Source organism: Paenibacillus tuaregi (genome assembly GCF_900086655.1).
Classification (GTDB): domain Bacteria; phylum Bacillota; class Bacilli; order Paenibacillales; family Paenibacillaceae; genus Fontibacillus; species Fontibacillus tuaregi.
Genome location: NZ_LT575476.1, coordinates 4,573,683 through 4,592,756 on the forward strand (window position 1 = coordinate 4,573,683; position 19,074 = coordinate 4,592,756).

20 protein-coding genes and 1 other annotated feature (1 of these 21 cut by a window edge) are annotated in these 19,074 nt (G+C 50.8%); of the genes, 2 read left to right on the forward strand and 18 right to left on the reverse strand.

Features of this window, described 5'->3' with window-relative positions; all coding sequences use genetic code 11:
* Positions 1–371, reverse strand: a sequence feature (23S ribosomal RNA rRNA prediction is too short); it reaches 490 nt to the left of the window's first position.
* A gap of 255 nt (positions 372–626) precedes the next feature.
* Positions 627–1,505, reverse strand: coding sequence for a nucleotidyltransferase-like protein (locus BN6628_RS20520; protein ID WP_068620175.1), 879 nt, complete (start codon positions 1,503–1,505; stop codon positions 627–629).
* A 122-nt stretch (positions 1,506–1,627) separates the two neighbouring features.
* On the opposite strand from BN6628_RS20520, the gene BN6628_RS20525 reads away from it, so the two are divergent.
* Positions 1,628–2,008, forward strand: coding sequence for a DUF2614 family zinc ribbon-containing protein (locus BN6628_RS20525; protein WP_068620176.1), 381 nt, complete (start codon positions 1,628–1,630; stop codon positions 2,006–2,008).
* 117 nt (positions 2,009–2,125) lie between these two features.
* Here the strand turns inward: BN6628_RS20525 and BN6628_RS20530 are convergent, their stop codons facing one another.
* From BN6628_RS20530 to BN6628_RS20585, 12 genes are all read right to left on the reverse strand, one after another.
* On the reverse strand, positions 2,126–3,847 hold the full coding sequence (locus tag BN6628_RS20530; RefSeq protein ID WP_316245812.1) for a glycosyl hydrolase family 18 protein: 1,722 nt from the start codon (positions 3,845–3,847) through the stop codon (positions 2,126–2,128).
* Positions 3,848–3,942: 95 nt separating this feature from the next.
* Positions 3,943–4,368 carry a peroxide-responsive transcriptional repressor PerR gene (perR, locus tag BN6628_RS20535; RefSeq protein WP_068620177.1) on the reverse strand — a complete coding sequence of 142 codons (426 nt, stop codon included), beginning with the start codon at positions 4,366–4,368 and terminating at the stop codon, positions 3,943–3,945.
* A gap of 120 nt (positions 4,369–4,488) precedes the next feature.
* Positions 4,489–6,300, reverse strand: a complete 1,812-nt coding sequence (locus BN6628_RS20540; RefSeq protein WP_235847676.1) for a DUF4097 family beta strand repeat-containing protein — start codon at positions 6,298–6,300, stop codon at positions 4,489–4,491.
* A 162-nt stretch (positions 6,301–6,462) separates the two neighbouring features.
* Positions 6,463–6,858, reverse strand: coding sequence for a GNAT family N-acetyltransferase (locus BN6628_RS20545; protein WP_316245813.1), 396 nt, complete (start codon positions 6,856–6,858; stop codon positions 6,463–6,465).
* 67 nt (positions 6,859–6,925) lie between these two features.
* Positions 6,926–8,365, reverse strand: a complete 1,440-nt coding sequence (gene gatB, locus BN6628_RS20550; protein ID WP_068620179.1) for an Asp-tRNA(Asn)/Glu-tRNA(Gln) amidotransferase subunit GatB — start codon at positions 8,363–8,365, stop codon at positions 6,926–6,928.
* Positions 8,366–8,389: 24 nt separating this feature from the next.
* Positions 8,390–9,844 carry an Asp-tRNA(Asn)/Glu-tRNA(Gln) amidotransferase subunit GatA gene (gene gatA / locus BN6628_RS20555; protein ID WP_068620180.1) on the reverse strand — a complete coding sequence of 485 codons (1,455 nt, stop codon included), beginning with the start codon at positions 9,842–9,844 and terminating at the stop codon, positions 8,390–8,392.
* A gap of 25 nt (positions 9,845–9,869) precedes the next feature.
* A complete protein-coding gene (gatC, locus tag BN6628_RS20560) occupies positions 9,870–10,157 on the reverse strand; it encodes an Asp-tRNA(Asn)/Glu-tRNA(Gln) amidotransferase subunit GatC (protein ID WP_068620181.1) in 288 nt (95 codons plus the stop codon).
* A 313-nt stretch (positions 10,158–10,470) separates the two neighbouring features.
* Entirely contained in the window at positions 10,471–10,854 is a 384-nt protein-coding gene (locus tag BN6628_RS20565) for an ATPase (protein ID WP_068620182.1), read from the reverse strand.
* 113 nt (positions 10,855–10,967) lie between these two features.
* Positions 10,968–11,162: a hypothetical protein gene (locus tag BN6628_RS26200; protein WP_148449299.1), complete on the reverse strand. Its 195-nt coding sequence runs from the start codon at positions 11,160–11,162 to the stop codon at positions 10,968–10,970.
* Between the two features lie 200 nt (positions 11,163–11,362).
* Complete coding sequence (locus BN6628_RS20575; RefSeq protein WP_068620184.1) at positions 11,363–11,989, reverse strand: MBL fold metallo-hydrolase; 627 nt, start codon at positions 11,987–11,989, stop codon at positions 11,363–11,365.
* A 3-nt stretch (positions 11,990–11,992) separates the two neighbouring features.
* Complete coding sequence (locus tag BN6628_RS20580) at positions 11,993–12,565, reverse strand: thioredoxin family protein (RefSeq protein ID WP_068620185.1); 573 nt, start codon at positions 12,563–12,565, stop codon at positions 11,993–11,995.
* On the reverse strand, positions 12,562–13,179 hold the full coding sequence (locus BN6628_RS20585) for an undecaprenyl phosphate transporter UptA (RefSeq protein WP_068620186.1): 618 nt from the start codon (positions 13,177–13,179) through the stop codon (positions 12,562–12,564). Before BN6628_RS20585 ends, BN6628_RS20580 begins: the two co-directional genes overlap by 4 nt.
* Before the next feature lie 110 nt (positions 13,180–13,289).
* Between BN6628_RS20585 and BN6628_RS20590 the strand changes: the two genes are divergently transcribed.
* Positions 13,290–13,628, forward strand: coding sequence for a dehydrogenase (locus BN6628_RS20590; protein ID WP_392397650.1), 339 nt, complete (start codon positions 13,290–13,292; stop codon positions 13,626–13,628).
* A 385-nt stretch (positions 13,629–14,013) separates the two neighbouring features.
* On the opposite strand, the gene BN6628_RS20595 is transcribed toward BN6628_RS20590, so the two are convergent.
* From BN6628_RS20595 to BN6628_RS26210, 5 genes are all read right to left on the reverse strand, one after another.
* Positions 14,014–15,708, reverse strand: a complete 1,695-nt coding sequence (locus tag BN6628_RS20595; protein ID WP_157692492.1) for an O-antigen ligase family protein — start codon at positions 15,706–15,708, stop codon at positions 14,014–14,016.
* A 938-nt stretch (positions 15,709–16,646) separates the two neighbouring features.
* Positions 16,647–17,825, reverse strand: coding sequence for a class I SAM-dependent methyltransferase (locus BN6628_RS20605; RefSeq protein ID WP_068620190.1), 1,179 nt, complete (start codon positions 17,823–17,825; stop codon positions 16,647–16,649).
* Between the two features lie 46 nt (positions 17,826–17,871).
* Positions 17,872–18,522, reverse strand: a complete 651-nt coding sequence (locus BN6628_RS20610) for a DUF6483 family protein (RefSeq protein ID WP_068620191.1) — start codon at positions 18,520–18,522, stop codon at positions 17,872–17,874.
* A 145-nt stretch (positions 18,523–18,667) separates the two neighbouring features.
* The gene (locus BN6628_RS20615) at positions 18,668–18,883 is read right to left on the reverse strand and encodes a bacteriocin immunity protein (RefSeq protein ID WP_068620192.1); all 216 of its coding nucleotides are present in this window, start codon (positions 18,881–18,883) and stop codon (positions 18,668–18,670) included.
* Entirely contained in the window at positions 18,880–19,035 is a 156-nt protein-coding gene (locus tag BN6628_RS26210) for a hypothetical protein (RefSeq protein WP_157692495.1), read from the reverse strand. The genes BN6628_RS20615 and BN6628_RS26210 overlap by 4 nt, the downstream gene beginning before the upstream one ends.
* Positions 19,036–19,074 lie beyond the last annotated feature (39 nt).

Consider the following 19,074-nt stretch of genomic DNA (forward strand, 5'->3'; position numbering starts at 1 on the left):
CTAAGCCCGACTTTCGTCCCTGCTCGACTTGTCAGTCTCGCAGTCAAGCTCCCTTATGCCTTTGCACTCTTCGAATGATTTCCAACCATTCTGAGGGAACCTTGGGGCGCCTCCGTTACTCTTTAGGAGGCGACCGCCCCAGTCAAACTGCCCACCTGACACGGTCCCCGTACCGGGTCACGGTACTAGGTTAGAACTCCGATACGATCAGGGTGGTATCCCAACGGTGCCTCCACCGAAGCTGGCGCTCCGGCTTCCTAGGCTCCCACCTATCCTGTACAAATCGTATCAAAGTCCAATATCAAGCTGCAGTAAAGCTCCATGGGGTCTTTCCGTCTTGTCGCGGGTAACCTGCATCTTCACAGGTATTAAAATTTCACCGGATCTCTCGTTGAGACAGCGCCCAAGTCGTTACGCCATTCGTGCGGGTCAGAATTTACCTGACAAGGAATTTCGCTACCTTAGGACCGTTATNGTTCGCCATCTAATAGTCAAGAACTTTTTTTGAAAAATTATTTGATTCAATTTCGCGAAAGTTCTACAACCTTTTTAGCAGCGAGTTATAATTTATCATACATCTACCAGATGCGTCAACCCATCTGGAATTCCTATTTCCCCCAGACCTTCTAATTAGCCCAATAACGGATGTGACGTGAGGTCGGACCGCCTCCCTGATGCCCCAATGACGTCTCTCTAACGAGAGAACGGTATACCAGTTTCCGCAGAAGCATGGGCAGTTCCTCGCGTACCGGCACCAAATCCGGATGCATACATAACTCCTGTATACTCCAAGGCTCGTGTCTGCTGCTTAATATATTCAGCAGGAATTTGCAGCAATGAGCCATTTTGGACATTACCGAGAACTCACAAGCCAGCAAAACAAGCTGTATCCGCTGTTCAAGCGTCTCGCTGCTCTCCGTAATTTCCTCATACAGCTTGAACACTACAGATCCCCTGTGGCTGATTTGCTCCCATACACATCCGCCAGGCTGTATTCCCTGCTCCAATAATTCTAATCGGGCATAGTGATGAAGTGCTTCAAGAACGCTGTGATAAGCATCCATGAAATATCTGTCTTCACTGTATCTCTTTGCTTCTAGATATCTGCGAAGAAATCTGGAGAACTCTCTGAACAGGCTTTGCTCCTTCAATGTCTGTTCCAACTCCATAATCTGAGAACGCAGATCAACCACTCTCCCTTGAGTTTCCCATATAATTTCGCCTTTCATAAAACAATGCATGATCTCCCTATGCTCCCCAGAGAGTGTCCACTGAATCATATCCTGTTGGGAGACATATAAAACCTGATACTGCAAGTTTCCTTTAACACAGTGTTCGATCTGCAGACTCAAATCACAATTGTCGCAAATGATTAAGACCAGAAGCTCAAAATCATGCAGAAGCGAGCCATGAAATCCTCCGCCGGAATGCCGGTAACCGATGGCGCCTACCGCATGGTGTTCTACCGTGTGATCATTCACCAAAGAAAAAAGAGTAGATTCCACAGCAACCTCCAACCTTGGCGAGTTCTCGCCGATTCGATATAATATAGTTCTACACAGCATTCAAGTTTCCTTCTTCTAATCTGTAGTCAATCCTAATCTATTCAGAATTGAGGGTATAATCTATGTTGTTTAAATCCAGTAAAATTAATGAGTTCCGGCTATGGGGACTGCTCCTTACGATGCTGGGAATGGGGCTAATGGTTCTTGGTACGGCAGGCATTGTATTCTGGGGTCAATCGGGAAAAATCATTGCGGCGATCGGGCTGGTTATCGGCCTTATCAGCATGATGGGCAGCCTTGGTATCTACTTCTGGGCGGGGATGTTGTCCACAACGGCCGTTCAATTAGAATGCCCAGAATGCCATAAGCTGACCAAAATGCTGGGCAAGACAGACCGGTGCATGTTCTGCAAAACCATACTCACCCTCGATCCCGAAAAAGCCAACATTACAGCAGATGAGCTTGAGAAGCAGCAGGCCATTTCCGGGGCAGAGTCAAAATAAACAACGTATGAATATAGTTCGGCTTCCCAGCCTTAAGTAGCTGGATACTACAAGAGGGCCTGCAACCCAAAGACGCAGACCCTCTTTTTATATCTAAAAATAAATGAGTTCTATATATTATTCGGCGATTGCCTTCAATTCCTGCCAAGCCTCCGGGGAAGCAAACCCACGGGTCCATGAGGCGACTCCAGCCAAATTAAGCTCTTCGGCAAGCTCTACACGCTGTCTGATGGAGTAGGCATCCTCAAGCCATATTTTTTTCTTGATCCCATTCTCCTCATACTCCACATAATGCTGTCCTGCATTCTCATCAACTGTAGGGGTCAACTTAAAACTCTTTATAATATCCTGAGCCTTCTTCATACCGATCGCTTTGGAACTGACCTTCGTCTTTCCATTCTTGATTTCCTCACTCCAGACCCTGGTATACAACGGCACACTCAGAATCAGCTTGTCCGAAGGAACACGATCCTCCTCCAAGAGACGATTCACAGCTGCCTTCGTCCAAGGCAGGGAGGCTACCGAGCCTGCAACAGGACTTGCCGCCCAGTGCTCATCGTAGGCCATTAGCATGATATAATCAACCAGTCCGCCAAGGGACTCTCTGTCGAGAAACTTGGACCACATCTCACTGTTAGACTTGGGGGTAACGTCAACCGAAATCACAAGTCCCTGTTCCTTAGCTAGCGGCATGAGCTCGCGCACAAACTGGGTTACATTCTCTCCGTCCTCTGTCCGTACATTCTCAAAATCAATATTGATTCCGTCCAGCCGATACAGCTTGGCATAATGGAGAATTTGAACTATCGAACGGAGACGGTTCTCAAAGCTGGATAAGGCCTTCGTTGTTCTGTCCGCGTCGAAAGCGTTGCTGAAAAGGGCCCATACCTGCATCTTGTTGTTATGCGCCCAGGTCACATAAACGTCATCGGCCTTGCTCTGAACATTCCCGCTGTCATCCATGATTTGAAACCAGGTTGGACTAACCACATTTACTCCGGGCAGCGTACCGATCACCTTAGGGTCTGCAGGCTTCTGATACACCGCCTCCCAAGTAAGGTTGACCTTCTTAGAATTCCATTTTTGCTGAGCAGTATTCGGGAGCTCCTGAACTTCTGGAACAGTTCTTAGCTCCTTCAAAGCAACGTCTTTCCGCTTTACATAGCCAGCATAACCGCTGTCCATTTGAACGAATGCCCAATCGCCCGCATTCCGGATCAGCCTGACAGGGGCTCCCGGCGGAATATCGTAAAGGATGGGCGCATGAATGCTGTCTTCTCTCCTTAAAGGCACCGTATCCGAGGAGCTGCTGATGATCTTGGCGGACTGGACTTTTTCCCCCGCCTTCATCAGCACAACCGCTCCTGTGGTTTTGTCCTCTTTGAACTCCAACCCATAGAGCTTCTTAAGCAGCGAGACAGGCAGATATTGAACTCCCTTTACCGTTGTAGGAGCGAACAGCAGCTTGAGCGGTCTGTTATTCATCTTCGCATCCTTATGATCGATCTTAAGATGAACAAGTTCTTTGGGAGTTGTAATAATGACCGATTCCGTTTCCTTCTCGTAACGGATGTTAGGATCAATCATCTCCCGGATCACGGGAAGCGGCAGCTTCAGGCTGTCCCCTGTACCGGAGGCTGAGTACTTCATCGCCTTGCCCTCCACAAAGATCGGTTTCTTCATCGACTTCCACTCAGGATCCACGTGCTGCCAATTCGGCAGCCACAAATATACCGCTCCCAGAGCGGCTGCAGCTAACAGGATCAGGGTCAACCATACTTTGCCCGTGGATTTCTTTTTCCCCATCCGATATCCCTGCCGGTGCTTCGAATTTCTCAATATCCTGTACCTCCATGATTTACTTCGGCTAGAAAAATAAAAAAACGTGAAGAATTCCAGTCGGAATTCCGCACGTAATATTGGCTCTCCAGCCCTTAGTGGCCTCGGCAATCGTTACAAACGCCATAGAACTCCATCCGGTGTCCGAACACCCGAAAACCGGTGCTTTGCTCCGCCTTACGTTCTACTTCTGTCAAGGGTTCATAATTAAAATCTCTGATCTTACCGCAGGATTGGCAGATGACATGGTAATGATCCGACACATCCGCATCAAAGCGGCTGGAATTGTCCCCGTAGGTGAGTTCCCGGACCATACCGGCCTCCAAAAACATCTTTAAGTTATTATATACGGTAGCCACACTCATGCTTGGAAACCGTGGCTCAAGTGCCCGGTATATCTCATCCGCGGTCGGATGCCCCATGGACTCCATCAAATAAGTCAAAATGGCGTGACGCTGCGGCGTGATGCGGACACCGTTAGTTTTCAGTTGGTCTAACGCATTCTGTACGCGCGTAGTCAATAGGTCCACCGCCTTTAGTTCGCTGCTCTCACTTACACAGCTTTAACATTGATAACATTATTGTACGTTTACAAGAATTCGTTTGTCAACGGAGCATGGCACACCGGGGCTTTTGGAATCCTAATTAGAATATCTTCTGACAATTAGATCACTGTTGCCCTCCACATTAATTTTATATTTTCCAGTTAAGAGAGTACCCTTGATCGTTTTGTTATCAATTTCAAAAGGCAGGTTGGTCTTAATCTCACCATAACCGCTTGATCCGTTTAAGGCGTAGTCTCCCAGCTCCGGAATTTGGAGATCAATCTCCCCGACGGCGCTGTACACCGACCAGTCTCCGCCGATAACGGACGACCGGACTGAGATTTGTCCATTGAGCGATTCCGCCTGCAGCTTATAATACACTCCATCCACCGATACGTTGCCATTGCGGGTATTGGCGGTTATATCATCATCAGCGCGGATAACAGTTATATCTCCGATCATCGTATTCAATTTTAGAGGACCGAAAATATCCATCCCAATCATCTTGCCCCCCAGGGATTCCGCATCCACCTTACCTATAACGTTGTGCAGTTCCACCCGGCCGCTGAGTGTCTTGGCCGTCACATCCCCAGTCACGTTGCTCATATATATATTTCCTCTGCCCGTCTGAAGTGAAATATCTGTGACCGCCTGCAAATTCGCCAGCGAAATTCCGCCGCTTGTGGTACTGATATTAAAATCGAACTTCCGGTTCTCCGGAACGATGATGGTTAAGTTCACCCTCGGGTGCCGGCTGCCAGATGTCCCATACGTCCGATCCTTTACCGATATTCCCACACGGGCGCCTTCGGTTACCTGGACACTGAGATCTTTAGCAATCTTCTCAGCCTCCGATGCTTCAACGCCGTCAATCCACACCTTGGACTTCACAACGATCTCCTCAACCGCGCCCCGCTCCACCTCGATTTTGCCATTGATTCCGTCTATCATCACTTCTGACGTCTTCAGATCCACCGGCACCTTTATAGGTTCGCGTGTTTCACTATAGCCCTTCTCATCACTGAATTCCGTCCCTGCTGCGGTGAGGTCCAAGCTTACCCGATTCCATAAATGAAGATAGTGGTCCTGCTGCGTAACCGCAAATACGGAAAACCCTATAAATGCAGAGACTATCAATCCTTTGATATCCAGCCGGAATCTCCGCTCCAGCTTGGAACGCTTCCACCTCTTCCACAAAAAGAGAATGATATATTCAATCCCCAGCAAAATTAGAATAACCGGCCACCAGTTCAGCAGAAAAATAATGTAGTCCTGCTTCGCCCATTGATCAAGCAGAATCAGAACTCCAAGCACGGCCATTACCGCTGAAGCTGTAAAGCGTCCTGTCCTTACAAGTCTGCGCCGCGCCTCATGAACGGCCATCCCTATGCCGCATGCTATAAGGACAGCCGCTGCAATGTAACCCGCGCCATATTGAATGACCCAGGCCAGCCAAGGCGGCTTCACATGGAACAAGAACACCAGCACGCCGCCAGCGATTAACAGCAGTCCGTAACCCACCTGACTAAATACACCTGCTCGTGAGGCATCTATTTCCCCGCTCAGCCTTCTTCCATTCAGCGTATCTGTATTTTGCAGGACATCATAGACACTGTAGAAGTAGACGATCGGAATCAGCAGGCCAAGCAGAATAAGCCAGGGAACATTAACCCCCAGTTTGGCGGAGGAAAAATAAAGAATGGCGGACACATCCAGCACGATCAGATAAATTAGAAATATTCCTTTGCGAAACAAACGTAAATATAAATGGCCTAATCCAGGGAACAGTGCAGCCAGCAAACCCGCAATAAACTTGCGTTTTCGCCGTCTCGGCTTAAATCCCGCGCCACGCTTGGCAGCCGGAACCTCGGCTTCTCCCCCAGACTCAGGTGGAAGATTCAAGGACATTCCCGTGACTCCTCTCCGGTCTTTAATTCTCTATGCACTTCTCATTTAGATCATACCCGATCCGCTCCTATAGCGTAACTTGGTAGTGGGTGGAAAGCAAAAATCCCCCCATAACTATGAATGGGGGGATCAGCTTCTGAACCATTAGGCAGAGACTATCGGTCACATCTCCCGCTGCATCAAAGTGAGCTCTACTCCATAATCAACCGTCCGGGCTCCAACAGGAATGAAGCCGAATTTCCGATACAACTCCACGGCGGGTGTGTTTAGTGTACCTGCGTATACGCTGAACCTTTGAATATGCGGATTGTGTATCAGCACATGCTCCAAGAGACGGGACCCGATGCCCTGCCTGAGATGAGAGAGCTCAACCATTAATCTTGTAATCATCATATTCCCAGGCTGTTCCTCAGTTACAGCAATAGCTCCAAGCAGATCGCCATCCTCTGAAATTTCGCCGTAGAAAGCTTCAGAGGAAGCAGACAACGAGTCAAAGGTCTCCGGGAGAACAGGGGTATGACGAAGCCCAAGCATGCTGGCCTCCAGGCGGAAAGCCATATGCTGGAGCCTCCAGATTTGCTGGACAATATCCGGGTCCTGCAGTGAAAGCTGCCCAATCATCGCTTTATTGCTTCAAAACATCGACCAACAGTTTATTGACAAGTCCAGGGTTCGCTTTGCCCTTGCTGCGCTTCATGACTTGTCCAACCAGGAAGCCTATTGCTTTGTCCTTACCAGCCTTATAATCCTCAACCGAAGCCGGATTCTCTGCAATCACTTCGTTAACAATAGCCAGGATAGCCCCTTCATCGCTGATTTGGACCAATCCCTGCTCCTCGACAATGGCCTGAGGAAGCTTGCCGCTGCTGAGCATTTCTTTAAATACTGTCTTGGCGATCTTCGAGCTGATCGTGCCTTTCTCAATCAGACCGATCATTTCGCCCAGTCCCTGCCCGGTAAGCTTCACTTCTGAAAGCTCCTGCCCGGTGCTGTTCAAGTGTCCCAGCAGATCGCCCATAATCCAGTTGGATACAGACTTCGCATCCGAGGTATACTTCAAGCTCTCTTCAAACAAGTCCGCAACAGGTTTGGATGAGGTAATGACCTCAGCATCATAGCTCGGCAATCCCAGTTCCGACGTATAGCGGGCTTTGCGGGCATCCGGCAGCTCTGGAATCGTCGCGCGGATGCGGTCCTTCCATTCCTGGTCAATATGCACTGTTACGAGATCTGGGTCCGGGAAGTAGCGGTAATCGTGAGCCTGCTCCTTGCCACGCATGGACAGCGTCTTGCCTTGAGCCTCGTCCCAGCGGCGGGTCTCTTGAATAATTTTCTCTCCCTCATCCAACAGCTCAGCTTGTCGGTACTGCTCATATTCAAGTCCGCGCTGTACACCGCGGAAGGAGTTCATATTCTTCAGCTCGGCCTTGGTGCCAAGCTCCTTCTGCCCGTGCGGGCGAAGGCTGATGTTGGCGTCACAGCGGAGCGAGCCCTCTTCCATTTTGACATCCGATACATCACAGTACTGCATAATGGCACGCATCTTCTCCAGGTAAGCCCGGGCTTCCTCAGGGGAAGAAATCTCAGGCTCGGAGACGATCTCAATCAGCGGAGTGCCTACACGGTTGAAGTCAACCAGGGAAGCATACCCTCCGTCGATATGTGTCAGCTTACCGGCATCTTCCTCAAGATGAAGACGGTTGATACCGATGCGTTTCGTGGTCCCGTTCACTTCGATATCAATATAACCGTTCAGACCGATTGGCTGGTCATATTGGGAGATCTGATAAGCCTTCGGAGAGTCCGGGTAGAAATAGTTCTTCCGGTCGAACTTGCTGACATCGCCGATTTCGCAATTCAGCGCCATCGCCGCTTTGATGGCATATTCCACCGCCTGGCGGTTGAGTACAGGCAGCACGCCTGGGTGGCCGAGGCACACAGGACAAGTGTGGGAGTTAGGGGGCGCACCGAATTCGGTGGAGCAGCCGCAGAATATTTTGGACTTCGTATGCAGCTCCACGTGCACCTCCAGTCCGATCACCGTTTCATATTTCGATGTTGACATGGGATACCTCCTAATACTTCTCTATTATAGAACCGGGCGTTGCTTGTGATGCTCGGTGTGTACTTCATAAGCATGAGCTGTGCGGAGAATGGTGCTCTCATCAAAAGCCTTGCCGATAATCTGCAGTCCGACCGGCAGCCCATCCGCGAAACCGCATGGAACGCTTAATGCCGGAACCCCTGCAAGGCTGACAGGTATGGTCAGAATGTCGTTCAAGTACATCGTGAGCGGATCATCCACCTGAGATCCCAACTGGAACGCCGTGGTAGGAGCCGTCGGTCCGATAATGACATCATATTTCTCAAAGGTCTGGTCAAAATCCCGCTTGATCAATGTGCGCACTTTCTGTGCTTTCAAATAATACGCATCATAGTAACCGGAGCTAAGCGCATAGGTACCCAGCATGATCCGGCGCTTCACTTCCGGGCCAAAGCCTTGGCTTCTAGATTCATGATAGAGGTCAAGCAGGCCGCCGCCATGATCCGCACGCACCCCATATCTTACCCCGTCAAATCTGGACAGGTTGGAAGAGGCCTCGGAGGAAGCCAGGAGATAGTACGCCGCAACAGCATATTCAGTATGAGGGAGAGAAACCTCTTCCCATACGGCTCCAAGACTCTCCAGCACACGAAGCGCTTCAAGCACCGCTTCCTTCACCTTCGGATCAATACCTTCAAGATATTCCTTCGGAACAGCAATGCGAAGGCCCTTGATGTCCCCAGTCAGAGCGCTGACATAATCATCGACCTCTACGTTGGCCGAAGTAGAATCTTTGGCGTCATAACCTGCTATAGCCTGCAGCACATATGCCGCGTCCTCCACGTTCTTAGTTACAGGACCAATCTGATCCAGTGAGGAAGCAAAAGCAACCAATCCATACCGGGACACACGCCCGTAAGTTGGCTTCAGACCAACAACACCGCAGTAGGAAGCTGGCTGGCGGATAGAACCTCCGGTATCAGAGCCCAGAGTAAAATAAGCCTCGCCTGCGGCAACCGCTGCCGCCGAACCCCCGCTGGAGCCTCCAGGCACACGGCTGAGGTCCCACGGGTTGCGGGTAGGATGGTAGCTCGAGTTCTCATTGGAGCCGCCCATAGCGAACTCGTCCATGTTCAGCTTGCCGATGGTAACCGAATCAGCCTGCTTAAGCTTGGTCACCGCGGTACCGTCATAAATCGGATTATAATTGGACAGGAACTGGCTGGCGCACGTGGTGCGAAGCCCTTCAGTCACCATATTATCCTTGATGCCCACAGGAAGACCGAACAGAAGTCCCTTCTCCTCACCTGACACCAGCTTGTTGTCAAGGCGTGCAGCCGCAGCGCGTGCTCCCGCCTCATCCAGAGTCAGATACGCCTGAATACGCTCGTCCTTCTGACGGATCGCCTCAAAAGCCTCTCCCACAAGATCAGATACTGACAACTCCTTGGCATGAAGCTTGTTATGTATCTCTTGTAAACGCAAATCAAATAATGACACTCTAGCTTCCTCCCTTCAATTCGTCTTATTCAAGCACAGCCGGCACTTTGAACTGCCCATCTTCCTCATCCGGCGCATTTAGGAATACCTTCTCCGCAGGCAGGCTCTCTTTCACAACATCATCCCGCATCACATTGCTCAAATGCAGAACGTGAGTGGTAGGCTCCACGCCATCCGTGTCCAGTTCATTCAATTTCTCCGCATATTGTAAAATAGCGCTGAGCTGATCCGTAAAAGTCTCTTTCTCCTCTGGAGTCAGATTCAATCTTGCCAGCCTGGCCACATGTTCCACGTCTTTGGTCGTAATACTCATTTCGGTCGTTCCCTCCTAAAATGATTTATGATCAGCTTAAGCCCAGTAGGGCGGATCTTCGCCTATTCCTATAATCCGTATAATTATATTGTAGATAAGCCCATAATTCAATTGGGCAGCCAAAGATCCAGTCCATAATCCTGTTTCTTGCCCGCTTAGAGGATACCCGCCCGAACCTGCAGCCTAAAATGGGGTGTCCGGCAGACTAGAAGTTTCCCAAAGATGTCCTTTCTCCAGACTCTCTTGGTTTCATTGGGACAGCCTCTTTCTTTTCACAACAAAAAAAGAGCCGGCATCCGCCGACCCTTCCTAATTAAATCCAGGCACGTAAATTCACTTGCTTGATAAATTCCGCCTGAGACATAGCTTCCTGTACTGCTCCCTCATCTTCTTTCGACTGTTCCGACTCTCCGTTCATCACCTGAAAAAAGAGCTGCTCATTATGTGTGCTTAGAGCAAAATCGATCAGCGCTTCGCGTTCAACGCGATCCACTTCCTGCTGAATCAGGACTTCTTCAGATTCGATATCACTTGACGGAACAAAATAGTTCCGGTTAGTCTTCGGAGAACGGACGACATAATCAAAAGCATTGTCCGGGTTACGATCGTAAGCAATAATGTAGCCGTATCCTCCAATAGGAAGATTCTGCTCAAAGGCGTCCGCGACGATAACAATTCTCTCTCCTAAACGCAGCATCGTCTACCTCCCCCATATGTTGTTCGTGCTATTCTAATATCCTACTAAAAATCAATAGGAATGTCCACGAAAAAGGGAGAAAGTTGTCGGACAATTTTATGAAACCTGATGTATCAGCTGGTGGAGTTCCGGTGCTGCTCAAGTTTCTTGTGCCAAGGCTCATGAACTCCAGCCCCATTCCGCTTAATGTGCCTCCATCCAGGAAAGAGACTATCGGAGGACTCTTCTCGTTCCTCCAAGCCGCGATCCTTCCGTACAACCTTGTTCCCCCTGCCAGAATCCAATGAACGCGATCTCAAAAATTCCATGCCAGAATCCCCCATTATTGATCTCATCTAAAAAAGGACAAAAAAAAGAACGCAAACCGGGATAATCCACAGCTTGCGTGCTTCGCGTAAGTAATAACATTCAATTAATATACATTCTAACAAAGAGTGTTCAGTTTGTCCATAGTTTTTACCCAAATTTGACAAATGAAAGCGTTTCTTGTCATCTCTCCCTATGAAAACTAGGAAACGTACGGGTTGTTTGCTTTCTCATATCCAATGGACGTTTTGGGACCATGACCTGGGTACACCTTCACTTCGTCCGGCATACGGAACAATTTGCTTCGGATCGAATCGTACAGATCACGCTCCCGTCCGCCAGGCAGGTCAGTGCGCCCTACACTCATTTTGAACAAGACATCTCCTGAGAACAAGTCCTGACCACACAGGAAACTCACACTGCCCGGAGAATGGCCGGGAGTGTGGTACACAGTAAATTCATGTCCCACAAATTGCAGCTTCTGCCCTTCGGCCAAGTCGTACTCAGCCGGATCGGTGGCATAAGGCCCGCTCACCTCAGTCCAGAGCAGTGAGCCGTTAAGCTTGGGACTTGTCAGCCATTCTGCCTCCAAAGGATGCACGTACACGGGGCATTTTTTCATTTTGCGGATTTCGTCAACCCCGCCAATGTGATCAAAATGGGCATGAGTAAGCAGAATGGCTTCGATCTCAAGATGCTCGATCCGCCGGATCAAGGCAGCAGGATTCATTCCGGGATCAATAATAATCGCCTTGCCTTCCTCATCCCCCCGAATCAGGTAGGCATTGGTCTGAAGCGGTCCAAGTGCAAAAGTTTCAATTTTCAGCATGGTTTACAGTCCTGAAATCAGGTCACGCAGCTCGGAAATAATCACGGCGTGCACCTCGTTCCCTTCTCCGTATTTCTCAATCAACAGCTTGCGGGTCTCAGCCAGCTTCTCTTCATAGTCTGGAGCCTCCCGGTCCGGATTCTCCTGCTTGAAGCGCACCATAACCTCCTGCACATGCTTAGGACGGGGGCCCCACTGGCCAAGCACATGGCCACCTGTATCCGCGAAGATGACGATCGGAACAGATCGGCCGCCCATCGTCAGGAATTGATCCATCAAATCCAGATTGTCTTCCAGGATCAGCACCTCAACCGGGAACCCGGATACTTCAAGAGCCCGGAATACAACAGGAATATTGCGAACCACGTCGCCGCACCAGTCCGCAGCCAGAATCAGTACCCGAATATCATCCCGATGGTTCAGACTTTCAAAAAACTCACGATCCTCATCGCTTGCCCACTGAAACTGCTCATACCCAGATTGGAAAGCTTCCTGGTTGCGTGTCATGCTGTCCATGAACTGTTTCGGGGTTAAGCCTGTACGAAATTTGTAGCTTACATTTGTCTTCGTGCTCATACGGATGCCCCTTTCTTTTTCTTCGAACTGTACCATTTATAAAGGACATATACAATGAGAATGGCAAGAGCCACGAGCAGGAATGGCGTGACGTACGGAGCGGCCTTCTCATGAATGTGCTCCCATTGATTGCCGAGAGCTCTGCCCAAATATACGAACAGAAAAGACCACGGAATAGATGCAAGCACCGTCAACAGGGAGAAGCGGAGCAGCGACATCTTCGCAATTCCCGCAGGAATGGAGATGACCTGCCGCATCACTGGGACAAACCGGGCAGTAAAGACAATTCCCGACCCATACTTGTTGAACCAGTTCTCCGCTATATCCATATGATGTGGTTTAATCTTGATGTATTTACCGAATTTGTCAAGGAAGGGACGCCCGCCGAAGCGGCCGATCGCATACAGAATCCACTGCTGGACCAGTGCCCCGACCGTACCGAAGAATACGGCCCAATAGAAGTTAAGATCACCTTTGTAGACTAAAAAACCGCCGTAGGCCAGAACAATCTCGCTGGGGATAACTTCTAAAGCCAATCCCAGCACAATTCCGAAATAACCAAGGCCCCGGATCAATTCAAATAATTGCCCAATTACATTAGATAGGATTTCCACTCTCGACCCACTCTCTCCATAATTTCTATTTGAAGTCTATTCTATCATAGCGTGGTACATGCATTCTACTTTATGAATGGCTGAAGTATCCACGGGAATTCCGGGCGCATATGCTGATTGGAAAAGGAGTTGGTATGATGCCCGCATTCCAGGACAAACACAAATCCTCTCTGCCTTCCCCGCGGAGGATCCGGCGCGGCTGCAGCAAAGAACTGTACCGCACGGTAAAACGGATGAAAGTTTATATACCCGAAGGCAAAGTTAAGGAGGGCGAAGACCTCTATTACCGGAAGGTCATCGGCAACCTCCTCTGGATCCATGAGAACAGCAGCAACCGCAAAGTCCTCTCGGACTGGTGGGATGAGGCGGTCAGCGGAGAGCTTGCAGAGCTCTGGGAAGTTGACCGCGCTAAGCTCTCAGAGGCATTCAGGGATGCCTTCGGAGGTTAGAGCTTGCTGTCCGAAGCAGCCAAGGGCTCTCCGAGGCAGCAAGAGCTGAAAGACAATGCAGGTGCTCGCAAACCCTGGAAAAAGTCTAACATCTTGGGGAGGAAAATATCTCCTGACTTTTAACGTACCCGCAGATCCGGTAATCCCCCCCCATATAAGATCTGAATACGACACCCTCCTGCACGGCAAGTTCCATTCCCCCGTATCTGAGGTAATCCTGTAACCCTTCATTCGAAAAGAACAGGGGTATCCGGCCCAGAACATTACCCCGAGGGAAATCGTTAGAGCGTTTCCCCAAACGCTGCCTTGGTAAATGCCGCAAATGTACGGGGCCAGCTGGGCTGCCAATTGAGCTGCATGTGCATCTATATAAATTATGTGATAGCTAGCTCCGTCCGCTGAAAGCTACGTATGGCGGGAAGGGGAAGCCCAGCAAACCCCAAAGGCGTTCAGCCTCACGCCGGGCCTCGTCTGTGACCGTAAATTTACGGTCATTGCGAATTCCCTTCCCGGCTGCCCATTCCGCCGCCTTGCGGAAGCCGTCATACAGCCGGAGTCCCGTCAGCACGGCGGTGCGGGACTCTTTCATTCTTCCGGCCTGGCTTAAACGCAGGCCAAGCCTGCCGAGCTCGTGGAGAGCGGCTGTGATCCGGCGGCTGTGATAGCGGTCCAGTCTGACCGCTAACTCGGCAGCCTTCGCCGCCTCGGGCCTGCCCAGCTTGAACTGGGCCTTGGCCAGTTCCCACCAGAGCTCACTCATCTGCGGGCTAAAGCGTATCCCGCGCCGAAGAATATGCTCTGCTGACAGAGGAGGCAGTTCAGCCGCAAGAGCAATTCTTGGCCCTGTCCGGTAGGGATTCAGATCAAGGGCCTTCTCGAAGAGCACCCTTGCCTGCTGAGCCTTTCCCCTGGACAAAAGCACCGCTGCTTCCGCAGCCAGCCGATCACCGGCCAGCATGCGCAGGCTGACCAGGCTCATAAAAGCAAGAACACCTGCTATGGTCAGGGCTGTTATTCCCCGGAACAGGCCATGTATGTCCCTGCTGCTCCCTCCCCCCCTGCGGGCAGCTTTCGCAGCTGGCACTGACCCACCGAACACCCGCTTAATCCAGGTGTTCCATATTGAACGCAAGGCTGGACATGGCTGGGAAGACATGTATGTCCCAAGGGCAAGTGCTAAACGGGTAGGCGGCAAACTGGGAAAAAAACGTTCAAGATCCGCCTGGCTTCCGCTCCCTGATTGGTTGTTTCGTCTAAACCAGGAAAAATGCCGAAGAGACTTATTGTATCCCTGGTTAGATACAACTGCCTTCCTGAGCTTAGAGAAGTTCGTCAGGCGGATCGTCCTCTCTTTTCCTGCTGTTTTCCAAGGACGCCCCTGCACAGCGCCCATCTCCGCCAGCCCGAGCACTCCAAGCCACAGGAGAAGAAGCCAAATCAGGCCGTAGCTCATGTCAAAGTCCACTCCCGCATGGAGAACGAGCACCAAGTATGGGGCAAGCAAAAGGCTTCTCCGTTTCAGCAGGAGGAATCCCACTATGGTAAACCACAGGACCAAAACAAGCAGTCCCGGAATTCCCAGGTTAAGCAGCATATCCAGGTAACCGCTGTGTACCTGCGCACCTACATAAGGCTCTGTCTGTATGCTCCTGTACACAGATCTCCATACCCCGCCTCCCCCGCCCCACCAGGGGTTCGTTCCAATCTGCCACAGCGCGTCGCGGTACATCAACAGACGCGCCGATACCGTGCTTGTCCCCGTACGAAGGACAAGCTCACCCGACCCGGCCGTCATAATCTGAGACGGCAGCACAGCCCACGCCGCCCAGCCTGCGCAGGCCAAGGCCACCGCGCAGCGGTGCAGGCGCCGTCCCTCCGGCGCCCCGGCACGGAAGGCCATGCTGGACAGGCCCAGCACGGCCGCGCCAGTGCCCGCCAGCTGCAGCAGCCCTGACCCCGGCTCCGGGGCCAGATCCGCTTCGGCCAGCTGGCGGTACAGCCACAGACCGCCGGCCAGGATGGCGGCGGTCTGAAGCAGCAGCTGCCGCCGGGCTGTGCCGCCGGCCAGCGCAAGCAGCACGGCCCCACCTGCGNGCGGCGGCAAGCGCTGCGGTGACCACACCGCAGAAGGCCCAGCGCAGCGCCTGGTCCAGCGTGTCCTGCATGGACAGCGGCGAAGCCGGGAGATGCGCGAGATACAAGGCGGACAGGACAAACGCCGGGATGGCATACAGAAACGGTGAGCGCAGCAGGTTCTTTTGATCTGATGCATCAAGTTCGCCAGCTGATTGCTCTGTCTTCCTGCCAGTCCAATGCGCAAGATATTCCGCGGACAGTGACGGCCCGCTGGCATGCAGAAGCCGGGAGTCCAGCAGGTTCTTTTGATCCGATGCATCAAGATCACCAACTGATTGCCTTGTCTTCCTGCCGGACCTCCAGGTTCTCAGCACCCTCCAGATGACCGCCGCCGCGGCTGCTGCGAACCCCCCAGCCATGAACGGATACATGCCCCTCCCCTCATAGAATCCGGTGAAAAAGCAGGATACTGTAAGCAATACGGCAAGCCAGGCAGCAAGCCTGCTCGCTCTATCTTCCATGGTACATCCTCCACCTAAAAATAGTCTGAACACCGTTAAGCTTATTAGACATGGCTTCATGCCTTATTAATGAGCAACAAAAAAAGCCAACCCTGTTCCCAGTGTTGACTTTCTATAACTCCCGCAAACTTAAAGGCGAGGGCAATCGCTTTAGAAAACGATATCTCGCCCTATCATTTACTAGATGAAACGCTGCTTAATAAACTTACGGATGCTGCCGGTAATTCAAAGCAGACCAGCTCCCGTGAGGTGAAAACGCCTTTCTGCCCCACAGGAAAAGACCAGCTTTTAACGATCAGACATCCCAAACTTCTTACACAGCATTGTCTTACTTCACTTGTTTGCACAAGCTTGTTTTTATAAGATTTCTAAAATGCAAATTCGTTCCCACCAGCAACCGGACTAAATGCCTTAAGCTCGCTTAAGCCTCTCCTGCCTCTGCCGGAAGCAGGTCACGGCAGGCGTTCTCCAGGTATGGCTCCGCGTGAAGGAAATCCCGGAAAGCGGTATATTCAGCCCACAGCTTCGGCAAGCTGCCGGAGGAACCCTTCACCGCGCGGATTAAAATATTTTTGGGCGTATGCTCCATATCAATAAACTCCAGCAGCTGCGTCTTGTATCCCATAATATCCAGAAGCTTCGCCCGGATCGCGTCCGTAGCTAACGCCGAGAAGCGTTCCTTCAAGATTCCGTGGGACAACAGCGGGTTCATTACGGGTGCATCCACTTGGGCGAACAGCTCATGCTGGCAGCATGGAACGGATAGAATTACGGAGGCATTCCAGCGGACCGCCTTTTCCAAGGCCGCATCCGTAGCGGTATCACAGGCATGCAGCGTGACCACCATGTCCACCTGGGACAACTCATCGTATTCGGCGATATCGCCAACCAGGAAGCGCAGGTTCGAATAACCCAGACGGGTCGCAAGCGCACTGCAGTGTGCAATCACATCCGCTTTAAGATCAAGTCCAACCACATTTAAGGTTCTGCGCCGCTCGATGGACAGGTAATGGTAAAGAGCAAAAGTCAGATATGATTTGCCGCATCCAAAATCCACGATCGTGAGCGGCCGGTCTTCCGGCAGATGGGCGGTGACATCCTGAACCATCTCTAGGAAGCGGTTAATCTGCTTGAACTTGTCGTACTTTCTCGCAAGAACCTTTCCTTCGTCATTCATAATCCCAAGCTCGACCAGAAAAGGTACAGGCTGGCCTTCCTCCAGAATATACTGCTTCTTCCGGTTATGCGTCAGTGAAGTGCTCTTCTTCGTCGGAGACTTGGTCAGAATGGACACCTTAAATTTCTTGCTGATCAGCACCTGGTAATCTGCCTCTTCCGTACAGATCAGTCCCTGACGAAAGGTCTCCCCGAACATGTCCATAACCCGCTCCTCAAGTTCTACAGCCGGGATGTTCTCGTGGGTCACCTTGTTCTCATAATAGAATGCGAGTTGGTAGTGTAGGGCCTTCTTCAGTTCAACCGGCTTGATGACCACCTTGGTATAGGCCACTTCCCCGGCTTTGCGCCGCTGGCTAAGCGTTGCGGTAATTAATGAAGCATTCTCAGCGATTTGATGTATTAGTTTGCGTAAAGCATCCATTTGTATTGACAGCTCTCTTTCCGTAATCATTTATGTCTTCAGCTGCTCAAACCTGATACCGTCTCAACCCTGCCCTGCCTTCCTCGATCTCAGTTGCCGGCAGTCCGCCCTCTTCAAGCTGCTGTGGGTTTAACGCGAGCAGACGATCATAGAATTGTTCGGCTTGGGCTGGGGTTATGGCTCTCTGTTCAAGCAGCCGGTATAACGAATTCTCGGCCAAATCATAACGTCCCTGGTTCTCTTCATATTCAAACAGCAGAGACTCCGTTTCTAATGGAAGCACATAGCCCTTCAACATTGTCTGAAGCTCCCGGACCTGCGTATCCAGATCCCACAGTGAACGGTCTGCTCCATTCAAAGCGGCATACAGGAACAAATGGAGAGATTTGATGGAACGGATAATTCCCGCTTCTTCCTGCCGGTTATCCAGATATATGAGACCTTCTTCCTTCATGAGTCTCGCTGCACTCTGAAGCTTGTCCACTTCAACCACGCCGCCGGTGCGGAACAGCTCGATAAGATCACGGGTGGACAGCGTATTCAGCATATCACTGCTGAGCCGGAAGTGCCGCTTAAACTGTTCATCCAACTGCCACAGCGCCTCCGTATGCTTCTTCTGCTGTCTTGCTCCCAGCACGGTGGCTACAGCCTCCAACATCTCCTCGACCATTCGAAGCAGATAATCTTTCCTTAACATCCGCATCCCTCCTCTATTCCCGGTGCACGCCCCCCTGGCGATTTATGATTGAAATTGTAAGTGATTTTCATGAAGATTGCCAGTTTACTCGCCGGGTTCATGACATAAATAAAGCCAGGGGCCCTGGGACCCCCGGCAATTCTCTTTACAAAATAATAGGTTTGTAGCTCATTGCTTTATCAACTATCTCTTCTGGACTATATTCTATATCACTCCAGAATATTAAATTTGAGACATTTGGATCCGGAACATTTCTGACAAGCAAATTCATCATCTCATCTATTTCGTGCTCTGTTCCTTCACAATTCATAATTTTTCTTACGAGAATAATCAATTCATCTCTACTTAATTGTTTGTTCATTCTTTACCTCTAAAATGAATTTCTCGGCGGTTTTTCTTACTTGGAATGGCGGAAATTGCAGCTTGTTCCTCTAATTGACGTATCCAGTTGATGTCGTAGGGCCGGTCGGCCAGCACTTGCTTTTGGGTTACGTCCAACTGACTTTTAACCATTCGTATCCGGCTGCCAAGTCGTGGCTTTGACCTCCGTTC

Bases quoted from the DNA above. Each gene is read 5' to 3' on its own strand.
- BN6628_RS20525 (WP_068620176.1), top strand. From the start codon at position 1,628: ATGTTGTTTAAATCCAGTAAAATTAATGAGTTCCGGCTATGGGGACTG.
- BN6628_RS20540 (WP_235847676.1), bottom strand. From the start codon at position 6,300: ATGTCCTTGAATCTTCCACCTGAGTCTGGGGGAGAAGCCGAGGTTCCG.
- BN6628_RS20545 (WP_316245813.1), bottom strand. From the start codon at position 6,858: ATGGCTTTCCGCCTGGAGGCCAGCATGCTTGGGCTTCGTCATACCCCT.
- gatB (WP_068620179.1), bottom strand. From the start codon at position 8,365: ATGTCAACATCGAAATATGAAACGGTGATCGGACTGGAGGTGCACGTG.
- gatC (WP_068620181.1), bottom strand. From the start codon at position 10,157: ATGAGTATTACGACCAAAGACGTGGAACATGTGGCCAGGCTGGCAAGA.
- BN6628_RS20565 (WP_068620182.1), bottom strand. From the start codon at position 10,854: ATGCTGCGTTTAGGAGAGAGAATTGTTATCGTCGCGGACGCCTTTGAG.
- BN6628_RS26200 (WP_148449299.1), bottom strand. From the start codon at position 11,162: ATGGAATTTTTGAGATCGCGTTCATTGGATTCTGGCAGGGGGAACAAG.
- BN6628_RS20575 (WP_068620184.1), bottom strand. From the start codon at position 11,989: ATGCTGAAAATTGAAACTTTTGCACTTGGACCGCTTCAGACCAATGCC.
- BN6628_RS20580 (WP_068620185.1), bottom strand. From the start codon at position 12,565: ATGAGCACGAAGACAAATGTAAGCTACAAATTTCGTACAGGCTTAACC.
- BN6628_RS20590 (WP_392397650.1), top strand. From the start codon at position 13,290: ATGCTGATTGGAAAAGGAGTTGGTATGATGCCCGCATTCCAGGACAAA.
- BN6628_RS20605 (WP_068620190.1), bottom strand. From the start codon at position 17,825: ATGGATGCTTTACGCAAACTAATACATCAAATCGCTGAGAATGCTTCA.
- BN6628_RS20610 (WP_068620191.1), bottom strand. From the start codon at position 18,522: ATGTTAAGGAAAGATTATCTGCTTCGAATGGTCGAGGAGATGTTGGAG.
- BN6628_RS20615 (WP_068620192.1), bottom strand. From the start codon at position 18,883: ATGAACAAACAATTAAGTAGAGATGAATTGATTATTCTCGTAAGAAAA.
- BN6628_RS26210 (WP_157692495.1), bottom strand. From the start codon at position 19,035: ATGGTTAAAAGTCAGTTGGACGTAACCCAAAAGCAAGTGCTGGCCGAC.